General features: G+C 58.4%; 17 protein-coding genes. 6 read left to right on the forward strand and 11 right to left on the reverse strand.

The features are described 5' to 3' along the window. Positions 1-257: 257 nt before the first annotated feature. Entirely contained in the window at positions 258-641 is a 384-nt protein-coding gene (locus FBY12_RS18780; RefSeq protein WP_092274967.1) for a PaaI family thioesterase, read from the reverse strand. Continuing rightward, positions 641-2965, reverse strand: a complete 2325-nt coding sequence (locus tag FBY12_RS18785; protein ID WP_145254853.1) for a Tex family protein — start codon at positions 2963-2965, stop codon at positions 641-643. The genes FBY12_RS18780 and FBY12_RS18785 overlap by 1 nt, the downstream gene beginning before the upstream one ends. 359 nt (positions 2966-3324) lie before the next feature. On the opposite strand from FBY12_RS18785, the gene ompR reads away from it, so the two are divergent. Both ompR and FBY12_RS18795 read left to right on the forward strand, forming a co-directional pair. Further along, positions 3325-4065 carry a two-component system response regulator OmpR gene (ompR, locus tag FBY12_RS18790; RefSeq protein WP_092274961.1) on the forward strand — a complete coding sequence of 247 codons (741 nt, stop codon included), beginning with the start codon at positions 3325-3327 and terminating at the stop codon, positions 4063-4065. A 102-nt stretch (positions 4066-4167) separates the two neighbouring features. Further along, positions 4168-5481, forward strand: coding sequence for an ATP-binding protein (locus tag FBY12_RS18795; RefSeq protein WP_092274958.1), 1314 nt, complete (start codon positions 4168-4170; stop codon positions 5479-5481). Between the two features lie 404 nt (positions 5482-5885). Here FBY12_RS18795 and rimK read toward each other — a convergent pair whose 3' ends face one another. The 3 genes from rimK to FBY12_RS18810 all read right to left on the reverse strand — a co-directional run bounded on the left by rimK (position 5886) and on the right by FBY12_RS18810 (position 8064). Continuing rightward, positions 5886-6791: a 30S ribosomal protein S6--L-glutamate ligase gene (rimK, locus tag FBY12_RS18800; RefSeq protein WP_121731683.1), complete on the reverse strand. Its 906-nt coding sequence runs from the start codon at positions 6789-6791 to the stop codon at positions 5886-5888. After that, complete coding sequence (locus tag FBY12_RS18805) at positions 6788-7207, reverse strand: ATP-dependent zinc protease (protein ID WP_371927498.1); 420 nt, start codon at positions 7205-7207, stop codon at positions 6788-6790. The genes rimK and FBY12_RS18805 overlap by 4 nt, the downstream gene beginning before the upstream one ends. Positions 7208-7284: 77 nt before the next feature. Next, on the reverse strand, positions 7285-8064 hold the full coding sequence (locus tag FBY12_RS18810) for an EAL domain-containing protein (RefSeq protein ID WP_145254856.1): 780 nt from the start codon (positions 8062-8064) through the stop codon (positions 7285-7287). A gap of 115 nt (positions 8065-8179) precedes the next feature. Here FBY12_RS18810 and FBY12_RS18815 point away from each other — a divergent pair, with 115 nt between their 5' ends. Next, positions 8180-8587 (forward strand): RNA-binding S4 domain-containing protein, encoded by a 408-nt coding sequence (locus FBY12_RS18815; protein ID WP_092274946.1) that lies wholly within the window; start codon positions 8180-8182, stop codon positions 8585-8587. A gap of 45 nt (positions 8588-8632) precedes the next feature. Here FBY12_RS18815 and FBY12_RS18820 read toward each other — a convergent pair whose 3' ends face one another. After that, the gene (locus FBY12_RS18820) at positions 8633-9433 is read right to left on the reverse strand and encodes a phosphatase PAP2 family protein (RefSeq protein ID WP_145254859.1); all 801 of its coding nucleotides are present in this window, start codon (positions 9431-9433) and stop codon (positions 8633-8635) included. 102 nt (positions 9434-9535) lie between these two features. Here FBY12_RS18820 and hslO point away from each other — a divergent pair, with 102 nt between their 5' ends. Continuing rightward, positions 9536-10438, forward strand: coding sequence for an Hsp33 family molecular chaperone HslO (hslO, locus tag FBY12_RS18825; protein ID WP_145254862.1), 903 nt, complete (start codon positions 9536-9538; stop codon positions 10436-10438). Between the two features lie 182 nt (positions 10439-10620). Beyond that, on the forward strand, positions 10621-12162 hold the full coding sequence (locus FBY12_RS18830; RefSeq protein WP_092274937.1) for a phosphoenolpyruvate carboxykinase: 1542 nt from the start codon (positions 10621-10623) through the stop codon (positions 12160-12162). A gap of 74 nt (positions 12163-12236) precedes the next feature. Here FBY12_RS18830 and FBY12_RS18835 read toward each other — a convergent pair whose 3' ends face one another. The 5 genes from FBY12_RS18835 to FBY12_RS18855 all read right to left on the reverse strand — a co-directional run bounded on the left by FBY12_RS18835 (position 12237) and on the right by FBY12_RS18855 (position 15321). Then, positions 12237-12509: a type II toxin-antitoxin system RelE/ParE family toxin gene (locus FBY12_RS18835; protein ID WP_121731679.1), complete on the reverse strand. Its 273-nt coding sequence runs from the start codon at positions 12507-12509 to the stop codon at positions 12237-12239. Further along, entirely contained in the window at positions 12509-12952 is a 444-nt protein-coding gene (locus FBY12_RS18840) for a hypothetical protein (protein ID WP_145254865.1), read from the reverse strand. Before FBY12_RS18840 ends, FBY12_RS18835 begins: the two co-directional genes overlap by 1 nt. Positions 12953-13099: 147 nt before the next feature. Then, positions 13100-13396 (reverse strand): hypothetical protein, encoded by a 297-nt coding sequence (locus FBY12_RS18845; protein ID WP_145254868.1) that lies wholly within the window; start codon positions 13394-13396, stop codon positions 13100-13102. Positions 13397-13771: 375 nt separating this feature from the next. Then, the gene (locus FBY12_RS18850) at positions 13772-14902 is read right to left on the reverse strand and encodes a hypothetical protein (RefSeq protein WP_145254870.1); all 1131 of its coding nucleotides are present in this window, start codon (positions 14900-14902) and stop codon (positions 13772-13774) included. Positions 14903-15039: 137 nt separating this feature from the next. Next, a complete protein-coding gene (locus tag FBY12_RS18855) occupies positions 15040-15321 on the reverse strand; it encodes a hypothetical protein (protein WP_121731676.1) in 282 nt (93 codons plus the stop codon). A 464-nt stretch (positions 15322-15785) separates the two neighbouring features. Here FBY12_RS18855 and FBY12_RS18860 point away from each other — a divergent pair, with 464 nt between their 5' ends. Next, positions 15786-17714 (forward strand): ATP-dependent DNA helicase RecQ, encoded by a 1929-nt coding sequence (locus FBY12_RS18860; protein ID WP_145254872.1) that lies wholly within the window; start codon positions 15786-15788, stop codon positions 17712-17714. Positions 17715-17866 lie beyond the last annotated feature (152 nt).

A 17866-nucleotide genomic window follows, 5' to 3' on the forward strand; every position in this document is an offset into this window, starting at 1 on the left:
CGCGTCAGTCGCCCCAATATGGGGGTGGGCAAGACGGTCTACAAGGGTGAAGTTAAAACTGGCGTTTTCGCCTGGTTTTTGAGCAGCACAGACCTCATGCCGGTCAATAAAGAACTGCGTAATTCTTGTAGGAGTGAGCCTGCTCGCGATGACGGTGTGTCAGACGATGCATCGGTTATTGACACACCGCCATCGCGAGCAGGCTCACTCCTACAGGTTTCGTTGCGCTGAAATTAACTCAAATCGGTGACGTCTAGCTACAGCACAGCGAACGTGCCTTGTGCTTTTGCGACCAGTTTGTCGCCCTGCATCACGTCGGCTTCGACCACCAATGTGCGCCGGCCCGGGTGAATAACCCGCGCCGTGCACAGCACTTCGCCCTCAGCCACGGCGCGAATGTAATTGATCTTGCATTCGATGGTCGCGCTCTGCTGATCAAAGCCGTGGGTGCTGGAACAGGCCAGCCCCATGGCAATGTCGACCAGACTGAACAACGCCCCGCCGTGCAGTTTGCCGCCGCGATTACGCAGCTCCGGTGCCAGTTCCAGGGCGACTTGCGCCACCCCGGTTTCAAGGCTGTGCAAGCGGCACCCGAGCAACTTGAAAAAAGCGCTTTCGGTCAGCCCGGCAGGGATTTCCATCAGCGCTTCTTCAACTGCTTGGCGTTGGCGAACAGCGAGGCCATGGCGTTGTTGGCCGGGGCCGCTGCCGTGGTTTCCTTGCGCGGCGCAGTGTTCTGCGACTGACGCGAGGACGAACCCGGACGCGCACCCCGCGCACCGTCAATCTTCTCGCCCGGCGTGTCGCTCATGCGCATCGACAAACCTACGCGTTTGCGCGGGATATCAACTTCCATGACCTTCACTTTGACCACGTCACCGGCCTTCACCGCTTCACGCGGGTCCTTGATGAACTTCTCCGAAAGCGCAGAGATATGCACCAAACCGTCCTGATGCACGCCGATGTCGACGAACGCGCCAAAGTTGGTCACGTTGGTCACCACGCCTTCGAGGATCATCCCCAGTTGCAGGTCCTTGAGGTCTTCGACGCCTTCCTGGAACTCGGCAGTCTTGAACTCCGGACGTGGATCGCGGCCCGGTTTTTCCAGTTCTTGCAGAATGTCGGTAACGGTGGGCAGACCGAAGGTTTCGTCGGTGTATTTCTTCGGGTCGAGGCGCTTGAGGAAACTCGCGTCGCCGATCAGCGAACGAATATCGCGGTCGGTTTCAGCGGCAATACGCTGCACCAGCGGATAGGCTTCCGGGTGAACCGCCGACGAATCCAGCGGGTTGTCGCCGTTCATGACACGCAGGAAACCGGCAGCCTGTTCGAAGGTTTTTTCGCCCAGACGCGCGACTTTTTTCAACGCTGCGCGAGTCTTGAACGCGCCGTGCTCGTCGCGGTGGCTGACGATGTTCTGCGCCAGCGTCGAGTTGAGGCCGGAGATCCGCGCCAGCAACGCCACGGAAGCGGTGTTGACGTCGACGCCGACGGCGTTCACGCAATCTTCGACTACCGCATCGAGGCCGCGCGCCAGTTTCAGCTGCGAAACGTCGTGCTGGTACTGGCCGACACCGATCGACTTCGGATCAATCTTCACCAGTTCGGCGAGCGGATCCTGCAAGCGACGGGCGATGGACACCGCGCCACGGATCGACACGTCCAGGTCCGGGAATTCCTTGGAGGCCAGTTCGGATGCCGAGTAAACCGATGCGCCGGCCTCGGAGACCATGACTTTGGTCATCTTCATCGCTGGATACTTTTTGATCAGCTCGGCGGCAAGTTTGTCGGTTTCACGGCTGGCGGTGCCGTTGCCGATCGCGATCAAATCCACCGAGTGCTTGGCGCACAGAGCCGCTAGGATCGCGATGGTCTGGTCCCACTTGTTGTGCGGCACGTGCGGGTAAACCGTGGCGTGATCCAGCAGCTTGCCGGTGGAATCGACCACGGCGACCTTGCAACCGGTGCGCAGGCCCGGGTCGAGGCCCAACGTGGCGCGCGGGCCGGCCGGTGCCGACAGCAGCAAATCGTGCAGGTTGTGCGCGAACACGTTGATCGCTTCGGTCTCGGCGCCGTCGCGCAGTTCGCCCAGCAGATCGGTTTCCAAATGCGTGTAAAGCTTCACTTTCCAGGTCCAGCGCACCACTTCGCTCAGCCATTTGTCGGCGGCGCGGTTCTGGTTCTGAATGCCGAATTGCTGACCGATCATGCCTTCGCACGGGTGCATGGTGCCCGGCAGCTCATCGCCGACTTTCAGCGCGGAGCTGAGAATGCCTTCGTTGCGGCCACGGAAAATCGCCAGCGCGCGGTGCGACGGCATGCTTTTCAGCGGTTCATCGTGTTCGAAATAGTCGCGGAACTTGGCGCCTTCCTCTTCCTTGCCGGCGATCACGCGGGCGCTCAGCGTGGCTTCCTGCTTGAGGTAGCTGCGCAGTTTGTCGAGCAAACCGGCGTCTTCGGCGAAGCGTTCCATCAGGATGTACTTGGCGCCTTCCAGGGCAGCCTTGACGTCGGCCACGCCTTTTTCCGCGTCGACGAAGCGCGCGGCTTCGGCGTCCGGGGTCAGGCTCGGGTCGTTGAACAGGCCGTCGGCCAGCTCGCCGAGGCCGGCTTCCAGGGCAATCTGACCCTTGGTGCGGCGCTTCTGTTTGTACGGCAGGTACAAGTCTTCGAGGCGGGTCTTGGTGTCAGCGAGTTTGATGTCGCGCTCGAGTTGCGGCGTGAGTTTGCCTTGTTCCTGGATGCTCGCGAGGATGCTGATGCGCCGTTCGTCGAGTTCTCGCAGGTAGCGCAGGCGTTCTTCCAGATGACGCAACTGGATGTCATCGAGGCTGCCGGTCACTTCTTTCCGGTAGCGGGCGATGAAGGGCACGGTCGAGCCTTCATCGAGTAGCGCGACGGCCGCTTCGACCTGTTGTGGGCGTACACCGAGTTCCTCGGCGATGCGGCTGTTGATGCTGTCCATAAAACCACCTGACAAATTGTGAAAGCAGCTCGCGGGCGCGCAAATAAAGGCCCGGCGAGTCTGGTTGAGCGGCCTGACCTGCGCCGCTGCCTGGGTCGACAGGCATCCCGTTGACCCGTGAAATCGAACTATTACTGCGCGCGCCGGGAAAATAAAAAGTGGCCGCAGCGCGTAACGATCAAACGTTGCCTGACACAAAACGCCGCGCATTATACCCAGCGTTCCATGATTGCGGGACATTGCGCCCGGCAGGCGCGGAGTCGGTTCTATGGCGGTGAAGGAAAAATCTGCTAACAATGCACACGGTGCGTATAACGACAGCTACGCCATAATGCGCGCCGAGCTAAAAGGAGCATCTAATGAGCAGCACTGCAAACAATGCTGAAGGCGAAAAGATTCTGATTGTTGATGACGATCCAGGGCTGAGCAGCCTGCTGGAACGCTTTTTCGTCAGCAAGGGCTACCGTGCCCGCGCCGTACCGAACACCGAACAAATGGACCGTTTGCTGGCGCGCGAAGTGTTCAATCTGGTCGTACTCGACCTGATGCTGCCCGGCGAAGACGGTTTGACCGCCTGCCGCCGACTGCGCGGCGCGAACAACCAGATCCCGATCATCATGCTGACCGCCAAGGGCGATGAGCTGAGCCGCATCAAGGGCCTGGAGCTGGGCGCCGATGATTACCTGGCCAAGCCGTTCAACCCGGACGAGCTGATGGCTCGGGTCAAAGCGGTGTTGCGCCGTCAGGCCGCGCCGGTGCCGGGTGCGCCGGGCAGCGAAGACGAAAGCGTGACCTTCGGTGACTACGAACTGTCCCTGGCCACCCGCGAACTCAAGCGCGGCAACGAAGTGCACATGCTCACCACCGGTGAATTTGCGGTACTCAAGGCCTTGGTGATGAACGCGCGTCAGCCACTGACCCGCGACAAGTTGATGAACCTGGCCCGTGGCCGCGAGTGGGATGCGCTGGAGCGTTCCATTGACGTGCAGATTTCGCGTCTGCGCCGGATGATCGAACCTGATCCATCCAAGCCGCGTTACATCCAGACCGTTTGGGGCGTGGGCTACGTGTTCGTTCCGGATGGCGCCGCCACCAAGTGATCGGCGATTTGTAGGAGCGGGTTTGCGGATGAAGTTGTCCGCAGACTCGCGATCCGCAATGTGCGAGCATCGCTCGCTCCTGCAAGTGTGTAGCGGTTATTCATGAAAACCCCCGTTTGGTTCCCCCAGAGTTTCTTCTCTCGCACCCTGTGGCTGGTGCTGATCGTCGTGCTGTTTTCCAAGGCATTGACCCTGGTTTATCTGCTGATGAACGAGGACGTGCTGGTGGACCGCCAATACAGCCACGGCGTCGCCCTGACGCTGCGCGCCTATTGGGCCGCCGACGAAGAAAACCGCACGAAAATTGCCGATGCCGCGACGCTGATCCGCGTGGTGGGTGCCGGTGTGCCGGAAGGCGAGCAACACTGGCCGTACAGCGAAATCTATCAGCGGCAGATGCAAGCCGAATTGGGCGCCGACACCGAAGTGCGATTGCGCATGCATTCGCCGCCGGCGCTGTGGGTCCGGGCGCCGAGCCTGGGCGATGGCTGGCTGAAAGTGCCGCTGTACCCGCATCCGTTGCGCGGGCAGAAAATCTGGAACGTGCTCGGCTGGTTCCTCGCCATCGGTTTGCTCTCGACCGCGTCGGCGTGGATCTTCGTCAGCCAGCTCAATCAACCGTTGAAACGTCTGGTCTATGCCGCAAGGCAACTCGGCCAGGGTCGCAGTGTGCGCCTGCCGATCAGCGACACGCCGAGCGAAATGGCCGAGGTCTATCGCGCCTTCAACCAGATGGCCGAAGACGTCGAGCAGGCCGGTCGCGAGCGTGAATTGATGTTGGCCGGGGTCTCCCACGATTTGCGCACGCCGCTGACCCGATTGCGTTTGTCACTGGAATTGATGGGCGATCACAGCGATCTGTCGGACGACATGGTGCGCGACATCGAAGACATGGACGCGATTCTCGACCAGTTCCTCGCGTTCATCCGCGACGGGCGTGACGAGTCGGTGGAAGAAGTCGACCTCAGCGACCTGGTGCGCGAAGTGGCTGCGCCGTACAACCAGAACGAAGAAAAAGTGCGCTTGCGGCTGGAGCCGATCCAGCCGTTCCCGTTGCGCCGGGTGTCGATGAAACGCTTGCTCAACAACCTGATTGGCAACGCCTTGAATCACGCGGGCAGCAGTGTCGAAGTCGCGGCTTTTGTGTCCGGAGATATCAACGCACCTTACGTGGTGCTGAGCGTGATGGACCGTGGAGCGGGAATCGATCCGTCAGAGCTGGAGGCGATTTTCAACCCGTTTACCCGAGGCGATCGAGCGCGCGGCGGCAAGGGCACTGGGTTAGGGCTGGCGATTGTGAAACGGATTGCGTCGATGCACGGCGGCAACGTTGAACTGCGCAACCGCTCGGGCGGCGGATTGGAAGCGCGGGTGCGCTTGCCGCTTGGGTTGATGCTGCCGCGGGACGCTGTGTAGTCAAAAGCCACCCCTCACCCCAGCCCTCTCCCCACAGGGGAGAGGGGGAAAGGGAGCAGATCTCGGTTGTTTTCAAACTTGAGCTCGACTCGATTTTTCAGGTCGATGTAGCTCGAAAGAACATCACCGTCAGTCCCCTCGCCCCACAGGGGAGAGGGGGAAAGGGGGCAGATCTCGGTTGTTTTCAAACTTGAGCTCGATTCGATTTTTCAGGTCGATGTAGCTCGAAAGAACACACCGTCAGTCCCCTCTCCCCACAGGGGAGAGAGGGAAAGGGGGCAGATCTCGGTTGTTTTGAAACTTGAGCTCGACTCGATTTTTCAGGTCGATGTAGCTCGAAAGAACACCACCGTCAGTCCCCTCGCCCCTCTGGGGAGAGGGTTAGGGTGAGGGGGCTCTTGGCTTTAGCCCTTCCCTTTGGTGCGCGTCATGTTCGGCCCACCATTTTTCTCAAGATGCTCAATGATGATCCCGGCCACGTTCTTGCCGGTGGTGGTCTCGATCCCTTCCAGCCCCGGTGACGAGTTCACTTCCATCACCAGCGGCCCGTGGTTGGAACGCAAGATATCCACACCCGCCACCGCCAAACCCATCACCTTCGCCGCGCGCAATGCGGTCATGCGTTCTTCCGGAGTGATCTTGATCAGGCTGGCGCTGCCGCCGCGATGCAGGTTGGAGCGAAATTCACCCGGTTTGGCCTGACGCTTCATCGCCGCAATCACCTTGTCGCCGACCACAAAACAGCGAATGTCCGCGCCGCCGGCTTCCTTGATGTATTCCTGGACCATGATGTTCTGCTTCAAACCCATGAACGCTTCAATCACCGATTCCGCCGCTGTCGCCGTTTCACACAGCACCACGCCGATACCTTGCGTGCCTTCAAGCACTTTGATCACCAGCGGGGCGCCGTTGACCATCGCGATCAAGTCCGGAATATCGTCCGGCGAGTGCGCAAACCCGGTCACCGGCAAGCCGATTCCGCGACGCGAGAGCAATTGCAGCGAGCGCAATTTGTCCCGCGAACGGGCAATGGCCACCGACTCATTGAGCGGGAACACGCCCATCATTTCGAACTGGCGCAACACCGCGCAGCCATAAAACGTCACCGACGCACCGATCCGTGGGATCACCGCGTCGAAACCTTCCAGCGGCTTGCCGCGGTAATGGATCTGCGGCTTGTGGCTGGCAATGTTCATGTAGGCGCGCAAGGTGTCGATCACCACCATTTCATGGCCACGCTCGGTACCGGCTTCGACCAGACGACGGGTGGAATACAGACGCGGATTCCGCGACAGCACAGCGATCTTCATGCAACACCTGTGGAGGAGGTAGATACCGGGAACACCGGCTTGTCTTGTACGTATTTGATGCCCGGATTGACCACCAACTGGCCGTCGATCAAGGCTTTGGAACCGAGTAACAGGCGATAGCGCATGGATTTGCGGCAGGCGAGGGTGAACTCGACCCGCCAGACCCGATCACCGAGGGCCAGGGTGGTGCTGACCACATAACGCATCTGCGCGTGGCCGTTGGAGCTTTTGATGGTCTTCATTGTCACCAGCGGCGCTTCGCAACGTCGATGGCGCAATTGCACCACCGACCCCAGATGCGCGGTGAAACGCAGCCACTCTTGCCCGTCGCGCTCGAAGCGTTCGATGTCGGTGGCGTGCAGGCTGGAAGTGCTGGCGCCGGTGTCGATCTTCGCCCGAAGGCCCGCAACTCCCAGATCCGGGAGCGCCACCCACTCGCGCAGACCGACAACGGTCAAATGGTCAAATGTCTTCAATTAGGAACAACCGGCGATTAACGCGTCCAGGCCTCAGGGGCTACCTGGGCCAACGCTTTGAATGCAGGTTTGGCGAACCAGTAACCCTGCATCAGAAAAATTCCACAGTCCGCCAGGAAATCCCGTTCACCGGCCGTCTCAATGCCTTCGGCAATGACTGTAACGTTCAACTCCGCACACATTGTGACAACCCCCCGAACGATGGCCTGACGGACACGGTCGCGGTCGACATCGCGGATCAGCGCCATGTCGAGTTTGATCAGGTCCGGTTGGAAATCGGCGAGCAGATTGAGCCCTGAATAACCAGCACCGAAGTCGTCGATGGCGGTCATGAAGCCGAATTCGCGGTATTCACGCAGAATATTGGTCAAATGGCGATAGTTATCTACGTGCTCGCTTTCCAGTGTTTCGAAAATCAGTCGGTTGATCGGGAAATTGTGTTTCTTCGCAGCTTCCAGCGTGCTGCGAATGCACAGCTCCGGACGATAGACCGCGTTGGGCATGAAGTTGATCGACAAGTGTGTCTGCATATTTAGATTGGCCGCGCCTTCGATGGCGCGGGTCCGGCAGAGCTGGTCGAAGCGGTAGCGATTCTCTTCTGTAACTTGATCTAACACCGACATCGCGCCTTCACCGGCGAGGCCACGTACCAGCGCTTCGTGGGCGAAAATCGACTGGTCGCGCAGATCGACGATAGGTTGATAGGCGAAGGCAAAGTCAAAGCCCAGCGGTTCACTTTGCTGGCAGCCTTGGCATCCGGATTTAGCTGAGGTCAGGGAAGAGGGGAATATAGTCACTCGATCACTCCATGCCGGAAACCGGCCACGATCACAGTCTATCTGCCGGAGCGGATTGTTGCGCCCGACAGAAACGGTAGTACAGTTCCGACTACTGGCGGAATGAGGAATTCATATGGCACAAAAACAGGAAGAGGACGACAAGGTTCGCCTCGATAAATGGTTGTGGGCGGCGCGGTTTTTCAAGACGCGTGCGCTGGCCAAATCAGCCATCGAAAGTGGCAAGGTGCATTGCCGGGGCGAACGCTGCAAACCGGGCAAGGAACCGCGCATCGGCGATGAGTTTCAGATTCGCATTGGCTTTGAGGAGAAGACCGTGGTGGTGCAGGCGCTGTCGATCGTGAGGCGCGGCGCGCCGGAAGCGCAGACTTTATATGCGGAAACCGAAGCCAGCGTCGCCAAGCGCGAAGCGGCAGCGGCGATGCGCAAGGCCGGCTCACTGGGCGTGAGCACCGATGGCAAACCGAGCAAAAAGCAGCGCCGGGATTTGTTCAAGTTTCGTGGCAGCAGTAACGACGAGTAACCCGAAGATTGTTCCCACGCCGAGCGTGGGAACAATCTGACAATATCAGGCGCTACGCACCACGCTCATCCGCGAAACCACCGGCAATTTCCCCAGCAGCCCAAACACCGGCGTCGTCACTTTCAGGAAAAACTCCGAAACGTGATACGCAAACGGCGTGTAATAACCCCAGCCCAACGCCCACACCGCCAGCAGCACGCCGCCGATGTAATCGTCCTGGCCCCAATGCGCGCCGGCCACCAGGCGCGGCATCATGAACAGCAACGCCAGCCCCCAGATCGTCAGCGTTTGCCTGGTGCTGCGGCTGAACACGGTCATGAACATCGCCCAGATCAACAACACCGAAGCATGATCACCGGGGAAGCTCTGGCTCGAACGGTCCTTTAATTGCCACGTCTTCTCCAGCCCGGGGAAGTACTCGCTCATGTGCACCGCGCCATCGAGCATCATCGACGGGCTGCTGTGCTGCCAATCCATGTAGTCGGCGAATTTTGAAAACAGCATGCGGATAAACAGCAGCAACAACAGAATCGCCAGAAAACCGAAAAACGCGCGGCGCACGTTGATCGCTTCAAACACCCAGTCGCCGGTGATCAGCAGCGTCAGCAGAATTACCCCGACCACCGCGTCAAACGGCCGCAGACTTGCAATTGCCCAAATGTGGAGCCATATCGGGTTACTGGCCAACGGCGTATTGAGCAGACGGAACAGCCACTCGTCGAAAATCGTGCACAACATCTGACCCGTGGGCCATAACCAGAATGCCAGCAACGCTAAAGGCACGACATTGCACAAAACCAACCGGCGGAGGTTCCACCTTGCTTGGAACAAACCCGGATTGTTCATAAAATGCCTCCAATGGCGGAACATCGCGCACCAAAGTGGTGCCGCAAAGCGTAATTGTCACTTTTTGTAATCAAATTGTCATCACTTCAGATACCCAGACCTATGACCGATCTACCGGATTCCGACTTCACCCAACGCTTCATCTTCGATGACAGCGACACCCGCGGCGAGCTGGTGGCGTTGGAACGTAGCTATGCCGAAGTACTGGCCAAACACCCCTACCCGGAGCCAGTTGCGCAACTGCTCGGCGAACTGATGGCCGCCGCGTCGCTGCTGGTCGGCGCGCTGAAGTTTGACGGCTTGCTGATTTTGCAGGCGCGTTCCGATGGCCCGATCCCGTTGCTGATGATCGAGTGCTCCAGCGAGCGCGAAATCCGTGGCCTCGCGCGTTACGAAGCCGATCAGATTGCCCCCGACGCGACCCTCGCCGACCTCATGCCCAACGGCGTGCTGGCGCTGACCGTCGACCCGACTCAGGGCCAGCGTTACCAAGGCATCGTCGACCTCGACGGCGAGACCTTGTCCGAGTGTTTCACCAACTATTTCATCATGTCGCAACAGGTCGGCACGCGCTTCTGGTTGTACGCTGATGGCCGTCGCGCCCGTGGCCTGCTGCTGCAGCAATTGCCCGCCGACCGTCTGAAAGACGAAGAAGAACGCGCCGCCAGTTGGCAGCACATCACCGCGCTGGCCAGCACCCTGACCGCCGATGAATTGCTCAGTCTGGACAACGAAACCGTGCTCCATCGCCTCTACCACGAAGAGCAAGTGCGCCTGTTTGACGTGCAGCGACTGCGTTTTCGCTGCAGTTGCTCCCGCGAACGTTCTGCCAATGCTCTGGTCAGCTTGGGTCTGGAAGATGCCCAGTCGCTGGTGATCGAACATGGCGGCCACATCGAGATCGATTGCCAGTTCTGTAACCAGCGTTACCTGTTCGATGCCGCCGATATCGCTCAATTGTTCGCTGGAGCGGGCGTTGATACCCCGTCAGATACCCGGCACTAAAACGGTTCAGCGCAGGTAAATTCACTGGTAAGCGCCGGAATAACGCCGTTACGACGGGAGGGCCCTACTTTTTTTGGGCGTTTCTGGCATAATCCGGCCCACTTTTTGTCGCGGTAGTAGTGCACGACTTTCTACTACAAAACGTTTGGAGCACACTCGGCCACTGGCCGACGGGGAATCTCATGACGCAAGCCAATAACGCCGTGTACACCGATCTGAGTGTTGATGATCTGGTCAAAGAAGCCCTGAGTCGCGGTGAAGGCGAGCTTGCCGATACCGGCGCGCTGGTTGTTCGCACCGGTCACCGCACCGGCCGCTCGCCAGTCGATCGCTTCATTGTCGACGAGCCTTCCACACAGGCAGCCATTGCCTGGGGCCCGATCAACCGCAAGTTCCCGGCCGACAAGTTCGATGCCCTGTGGGACCGCGTCGAGGCGTTCAACAACGCGCAAGAGCACTTCGTTTCCCACGTGCATGTAGGTGCGTCCGCCGACCACTACCTGCCAGTGAAGATGACCACCCAAACCGCCTGGCAGAACCTGTTCGGCCGTTGCCTGTTCATCAACCCCGAGCAGTACAACCCGGCTGGCCGTGACGAGTGGCAAGTCCTCAACGTAGCCAACTTCGAATGTGTGCCAGAGCGTGACGGCACCAACTCCGACGGTTGCGTGATCCTCAACTTCGCACAGAAGAAAGTGCTGATCGCCGGCATGCGTTACGCCGGTGAAATGAAAAAAGCCATGTTCTCCGTGCAAAACTTCCTGCTGCCGGCCGCCGACGTGCTGCCGATGCACTGCGCCGCCAACATCGGCGAAGCAGGCGACGTGACCTTGTTCTTCGGTCTGTCGGGCACCGGCAAAACCACCCTGTCGGCTGACGAAAGCCGTTACCTGATCGGTGACGACGAGCACGGCTGGGGCGAAGGCGTGGTCTTCAACATCGAAGGCGGCTGCTACGCCAAATGCATCGACTTGTCCGAGAAGAACGAGCCGGTCATCTGGAAAGCCATCAAGCACGGCGCAGTCCTGGAAAACGTCGTCATCGACGACGCCAAGCACGCCGACTATGCCGATGTCAGCCTGACCCAAAACAGCCGCGCCGCTTACCCGCTGGAGCACGTTGCCAAGCGTTCCGAGAAGAACCTGGGCGGCGAGCCAAACGCGGTGATCTTCCTGACCTGCGACCTGACCGGCGTGCTGCCGCCAGTGTCGATCCTCAGCGAAGAACAAGCGGCCTACCACTTCCTGTCCGGCTACACCGCGCTGGTGGGCTCGACCGAAATGGGTTCTGGCAGCGGCATCAAGTCGACCTTCTCCACCTGCTTCGGCGCACCATTCTTCCCGCGTCCGGCCGGCGAATATGCAGAGCTGCTGATCAAGCGCATCCGCGGCTTCGGCTCCAAGGTCTACCTGGTCAACACCGGCTGGACCGGCGGTGGCTACGGTGTCGGCAAACGCTTCAACATCCCGACCACACGTGGCGTGATCGCAGCAATCCAGAGTGGCGCGTTGATCGGCGCTGAAACCGAGCACCTCGACACCATCAACCTCGACGTGCCATTGGCCGTGCCGGGCGTTGAAACTGGCCTGTTGAACCCACGCAACACCTGGGCTGACAAGGCTGCTTACGACGAGGCCGCCAAGGCATTGGCCGGGTTGTTCGTTGAGAACTTCAAGAAGTTCGAAGTGAGCGACGCGATCAAGGCTGCCGGGCCTAAGTTGTAAGGTTGCGTTGACGTTGTGAAAAAGCCGCCCTGTTGGGGCGGCTTTTTTGTGGGCGCTGCAAGCGGTGGAGTCAATTACGGCCAATGTTGTCGCGCATGCAGAATCCGCAACACCTCGACGTTTTTGTCCACAACCGTATAAACCATCACGTAGTTTGGAGTGGCCACTATCTCGTGAGTGCCGGAAATTCTTCCGTGTCGGTAGAGCCTGGGCTGATGGCGGGCCTGCTCTGCTTTGAGCTCAAAAACTTCGTCTAACGCGATGGCTGCGTCGGGATTATCCTGGCAAATGTAATTCATGATGTTGTCCCGGTCATTGAGAGCAGCCGGGCGCCAAATCACTCGCATTAGCGAGCCCGTTGGCGGATAGCATCACGTTTTGCGGCGAAGATTCTGCGCGCCTCTTCATCGCTCACGCTTGGGCGGGGATCATCAATACTTTCCTGAACCTGCTTCCTGAACCACTCATCATAGGCGGCCGATTCGTGGACTTGCTTAAGCGCTTCGGCCCGGTCAGGGCGCGAGTAAGTCTTTATTTGAGAGGGATCATAGTGCGACGTGTCGACATCGAAATGACTGATCCCTATTCCTTGCAGATAGATCACCAGCGTTTCCAGTCGCTTGAATAGCCGTATTTGCCGGCTGCGCTGAGCTGTAAGCGAAAGGACCTTCATGCCAGTTTGAATTTGGACTGACCAGCCACCTTGCTTGGGATGAATATGGGTTGCAGTCACAGCACCTTTTTCAAGCAATTTAATGAGCGTCGGATGATCAACCTTCTCAGTAGTCATTAGAAAGAGCCTTTGGTGGTTCATTGGCTCGTATGCTACGCAATCATTTATTGTTTGCAAATTTTGTCTCCATCAAGATGCGCGATTGGGTGGCCTTTTTTGTGGATCGCCAGCTCTATTCAGGCGGGCGATCCCCTGGCAGTTTGGTCAGGAGGATGCTTTCCAACCCATCATGCGTTGCTGGGCGACTTTTAACAGGTCGCAGCCGTCCTGGGTGAGCAGGTAGAGCGCGTGGGTGATGTGCGGGATGTCTTCGATGTCGCCGTGTTTGAAGCACAGGCAATGCAGGGTTTTTAGCAGGTCGCTGCCGGCTCGGATTCGCTGGAGCCCGCCTTCGAGAATGTCTTGGGGATCGGCCTCTGTGTCGATGATCAGCGGCGAGGTATTGGTGAGGTTGCTTTGGAGTGGGAGGTAACGATCGTTTGGCGGATTGCTGTTGTTCATTTATGTATTCCCAAATGCATCAGATGAACCGCTGCCATCGTGACCAAGCGATGGAGGCGGACTGTGTTCGGGTTGGTCAACCGGAGGAATACATAAGACCGGCACGCCATCAGACGTCCCAAACACAGCCACCATATAGCGTGCAGACACTTGAGGTGCCGGCAGCATACAACGGACGCGCTTATGTCTTCCATCGGGTGACCAAGCCCGAGCCGCTGTATTGGCAGCGACAGTCACGACTATAGGTGTCGGCACCACTGCGACGATAGAAGACAAGGCGCCGGACTCTGTAGGAAGTGGGCGAAATTTCTATAGGCCGTTCCTACGAATCCGCGAGCCTTTTAAACACATCGTTTCCCAGCATCATTGAGTCGTTCAACGAATGTGCAGATACGAGTCCTTTTCCATTTTCAAACCCGTCGTCAGCCCGGTCGCCGGCGCGAAGATCGTGCCTTTCACCGCAGAAAAATTAACCCCCTTGTTGCCCAGCGACACATGGCGCTCACCGAGATCCAGTTCGGTGAAATAGGTGTAGGAAATCTTACGCATCGCCACATATTTCGAGTCGTCGCGCCCCATCACGGTGTGCAGGTTTTCCAGTTGCGCGTGGGTCAGGTTCAGGGTTTTGTTCAGCGTCACGCCCCAGCGCTTGAGGCAGGCTTCAGCGAAATGACGGACGATCTGGCCTGGTTCGGCCAGGGTTTTCGGCCCGCTGACACCATCGGAGGCGGCGTTGCCCACCAGCGAGCCGTGGCGGCCAGGCATCGGGTAAATGTGGGTTTTGGTCAGTGGCGAAGTTTGCGGGATCACGCAACTGAAGCCTTTCGAACGCTCGTCGCGAGCATAAAACCCCACGTACTCTTTAACGTTCTTTTCCAGTTTGACTTTTTCGCTTTGAAAGTTGGACAAGCCCGGGACTGGATCAATCGCAAAAATGTTTACCGGAATATCGCGAAGCTGCACATCGTTATAAAGCGCGTTGGCCAACATATGGCAACTAATGCCGCCACGACTCCAGCCGACCAAGTTGATGCGAGTTGGAATAATTCCGTCCTTGCGGAAGGTCTTGATAATTTGCTCCTGCAATTTTTGCTGGGTCACACTACGGTCGCCGTAGTTATACTTGCGCCACATCCACGAACCCTCGACTTTTACATCGTCGATGGGAATGCCGGCGGCTTTCAGGCGGTTGTATTCGGCTTCAGTCAGTTTCTCGCGTTGCCAGTCACTACGACCGATGACGATGTTGACCGCGTGCTTGACGTTTTCTTCCCAGCCCTTGCCGAACAAGGTTCCGCTGAGGCAATAGTCCTTGGATTGGGTAAACAGTTCGTCGGCTTGCAGGTTGCTGGTGCCGGGGCCATCGATCACCACCCACTCGGCAAATTCGCGCCCGGCGTGATTGGAAGCAAGTGTGGCAACCAGTTCGCCGTTCCAGTAAGTGCTGTTCTTGTCATCAAATTTAGTCGAGCCGGTGCCGCAAAAGAACACAGTTAAAGTCGTCATGATGTTGCTCTTGTCTGATTGAAAGAGCGTGCAGACTAAGTTTGCCCAGTCGAATAAGAAAGCGCTCAGTTGTTGCCGCTTTTGTATTGCTGATTTGTTATTGCTGATTTGTTATTGCTCAGTTGTTAACGATGAGTTCAGCGCTTCAACTGCAACTTGGCAACTTCAAGTAATTGATTGCCATCCTGTGTTAACAAGTAAAGAGCGTTGATGATGTGCGGAATGTCTTTGATGTCAGCCTCTTTGAAACAATGGCACTGCAATGTTTCCAGCAAGTCGCTGGCCGCGCGAATGCGCTGGCGTGCGGCATCGAGAATCTCGTGCGGATCGGCCTCGGTGTCGATCACCAGCACCGCAGTCGTGCTGTAGCTGGATTTGAGCGGAAGATAACGACCGGGCTGCGGATGGAGCGTATTCATCGAGGTCTGTCCTGTGTGAAATCACTGCAACCGCAGAGTGCTGTTTCAGGCGGGGCTCGGACTATAAAAGGCCAGCCCGCGACGCGGCAATACGGCTTTGATGGACAGACTTTGTAGGGGATTTACCGGTGTTTTCAGATTTGCCCTACGCGGTTAGCAGGGCTTTTTACGGGAAAACGTTTGTCGGTAAATTCTCTTACAGGGCTGTCGGACATTGCGCAGCAAGGCTGTGGAAATCGAGCGCCAGAATGCGTGGGATTTTTCCTCGCGTCCTACCGGCCGGCCTAGAGAATCAGCGACAGCCGCCCGAGGAATTTTTACTCTCACGGCGGCTGGCGTTCCCTGCAAGTCGGGCATTGCATCCGCTGTATCATCCCGTATCGTTTTGGTCCCGACCTTTTCTCGACGCGCTGCGATTGCCGACTAGTCTTTGGGCTTCGCAGCGGTCAACGGAGTGACAGCTTATGCACAACACCCTGGAACAGGTTTTCGGTTATCCACAGTTTCGGCCCGGCCAGGAGGCGGCGGTCAGCGCGGTGTTGGCCGGGCGCTCGGCGGCGGCGATTTTCCCCACCGGTTCGGGCAAGTCCCTGTGTTATCAATTGTCGGCGCTGCTGCTGCCACACCTGACATTGGTGGTGTCGCCGCTGTTGGCGCTGATGCAGGACCAATTGGCGTTCCTGCAACGCCACGGCATCTCGGCGGGCAGCATTGATTCGGCGCAGAGCCGCGACGACGCCAGCGATGTAATGGCGCGCGCCAAGTCCGGCGAATTGAAGATCCTGATGATTTCCGTGGAGCGCCTGAAAAACGAGCGCTTCCGTAACTTTTTGCAGCAAGTGCCGATCTCGCTGCTGGTGGTCGACGAGGCGCACTGCATCTCCGAATGGGGCCATAACTTTCGCCCCGACTACTTGAAGCTGCCGGACTATCAACGCCAGTTCAACATTCCTCAGGCGCTGCTGCTGACCGCTACCGCGACGCCAAAAGTCATCGCGGATATGGAAGCGAAATTCGCCATCGCCCCCGAGGACGTGGTGACCACAGGTTTCTATCGGCCCAACCTCAATCTGCTGGTGGAGCCGGTTCGCGGCGCCGACAAACGCCGACGCCTGGTCGAATGGATGAGCGCGCGTCCCGGCCAGCCGAGCATCGTCTACGTCACGCTGCAGAAAACCGCGGAGCATATCGCCGAGCATCTGGTTCGCAACGGCATTCAGGCTGAGGCCTATCACGCCGGTTTGCCGCACGATCAACGCGAGGCGATCCAGAAACGCTTCATGGGCGGCCAGTCGAATTGCATCGTCGCCACCATCGCTTTCGGCATGGGCATCGACAAGAGCGATATTCGTAACGTGGTGCATTTCGATCTGCCCAAATCCATCGAAAACTACAGCCAGGAAATCGGCCGCGCCGGGCGTGACGGCCAGCCGTCGGACTGCCTGGTATTGGCCAACCGCGACAGCCTCAACGTGCTGGAAAACTTCGTGTATGGCGACACGCCGGAGCTCGATGGCATCCGTTGCGTGCTCGACGAATTGCAAGCGGCTGCGCCAGAAGGGCAGTGGGAGTTTCTGCTCGGGCCGCTGGCGGACCAGAGCAATATTCGCCAACTCCCGCTCAAGACCTTGCTGGTGCAATTGGAACTGCGCGCAATCATTGCCCCGCGTTACGCCTATTACGCCGAGTACCGTTTCAAATACTTGCAGGAACCGGAGGCGCTGCTCGCGCGGTTTGAAGGCGAGCGCAAAGACTTTGTCGCGGCGATCATCCAGACCTCTGCGCGCGCGCGGACTTGGGCGACGGTGAATTTCGATGCGCTGTACGAGCAACATTCGGCCGAGCGCAATCGAGTGGTCAAAGCGCTGGATTACTTCCAGGAGAAGGGCTGGGTCGAGCTCGAAAGCAAACAGATGACCGAGGTCTACAGCCTGCTGCAAAGCGGTTTTGACGCGCAGGCGTTGAGCGAAGAATTGCACGCCTACTTCACGCGGCATGAGCAAACCGAGATTGCGCGGATTCACGCGATGCTCGATCTGTTCGCCACCGAGCATTGTTTGGGTTATCGACTGGCCGAGTACTTCGGCGACGAAAATGCGCCGCGCCAGTGCGGGCATTGTTCGGTGTGCCACGGCGATGTGGCGCGGCTGCCGGCGCCACCGGAATTGCCGGCGCTTGTGGATAAAAATTTCCAAGCGCTGTGCGCTGACTTTATCCACAAGCACGAGCAGTACACGGGGAATGTCCCGACAGCGGAGCGGGTGACGCGGTTTTTGTGCGGGATCAGCGTGCCGCTGTTTACCAAGCTCAAGGCACGAGCGATTCCGGGGTTTGGTGTGCTGGAGGATTATCCGTATGCCGACGTGCGGGAGTGGGCGCAAGCGCACCTCTGATGGCTGAATCCCAAGAACCCCGCGCAGAGAGTGGGAACGACCCAAAAGAAGCAGTGCATCCATCCGCTGAATGTCGCCCATCACACGAATAAATTTCAAAAACCCGCGACGGCTGGCTATGGTGAAGCCTGTCTTTGCATCGCCAACCAGTG

Source organism: Pseudomonas sp. SJZ131, from assembly GCF_007828705.1.
Taxonomy (GTDB): domain Bacteria; phylum Pseudomonadota; class Gammaproteobacteria; order Pseudomonadales; family Pseudomonadaceae; genus Aquipseudomonas; species Aquipseudomonas prosekii.

Bases quoted from the DNA above. Each gene is read 5' to 3' on its own strand.
- FBY12_RS18780 (WP_092274967.1), bottom strand. From the start codon at position 641: ATGGAAATCCCTGCCGGGCTGACCGAAAGCGCTTTTTTCAAGTTGCTC.
- FBY12_RS18785 (WP_145254853.1), bottom strand. From the start codon at position 2,965: ATGGACAGCATCAACAGCCGCATCGCCGAGGAACTCGGTGTACGCCCA.
- ompR (WP_092274961.1), top strand. From the start codon at position 3,325: ATGAGCAGCACTGCAAACAATGCTGAAGGCGAAAAGATTCTGATTGTT.
- FBY12_RS18795 (WP_092274958.1), top strand. From the start codon at position 4,168: ATGAAAACCCCCGTTTGGTTCCCCCAGAGTTTCTTCTCTCGCACCCTG.
- rimK (WP_121731683.1), bottom strand. From the start codon at position 6,791: ATGAAGATCGCTGTGCTGTCGCGGAATCCGCGTCTGTATTCCACCCGT.
- FBY12_RS18815 (WP_092274946.1), top strand. From the start codon at position 8,180: ATGGCACAAAAACAGGAAGAGGACGACAAGGTTCGCCTCGATAAATGG.
- FBY12_RS18820 (WP_145254859.1), bottom strand. From the start codon at position 9,433: ATGAACAATCCGGGTTTGTTCCAAGCAAGGTGGAACCTCCGCCGGTTG.
- hslO (WP_145254862.1), top strand. From the start codon at position 9,536: ATGACCGATCTACCGGATTCCGACTTCACCCAACGCTTCATCTTCGAT.
- FBY12_RS18830 (WP_092274937.1), top strand. From the start codon at position 10,621: ATGACGCAAGCCAATAACGCCGTGTACACCGATCTGAGTGTTGATGAT.
- FBY12_RS18835 (WP_121731679.1), bottom strand. From the start codon at position 12,509: ATGCGAGTGATTTGGCGCCCGGCTGCTCTCAATGACCGGGACAACATC.
- FBY12_RS18840 (WP_145254865.1), bottom strand. From the start codon at position 12,952: ATGACTACTGAGAAGGTTGATCATCCGACGCTCATTAAATTGCTTGAA.
- FBY12_RS18845 (WP_145254868.1), bottom strand. From the start codon at position 13,396: ATGAACAACAGCAATCCGCCAAACGATCGTTACCTCCCACTCCAAAGC.
- FBY12_RS18850 (WP_145254870.1), bottom strand. From the start codon at position 14,902: ATGACGACTTTAACTGTGTTCTTTTGCGGCACCGGCTCGACTAAATTT.
- FBY12_RS18855 (WP_121731676.1), bottom strand. From the start codon at position 15,321: ATGAATACGCTCCATCCGCAGCCCGGTCGTTATCTTCCGCTCAAATCC.
- FBY12_RS18860 (WP_145254872.1), top strand. From the start codon at position 15,786: ATGCACAACACCCTGGAACAGGTTTTCGGTTATCCACAGTTTCGGCCC.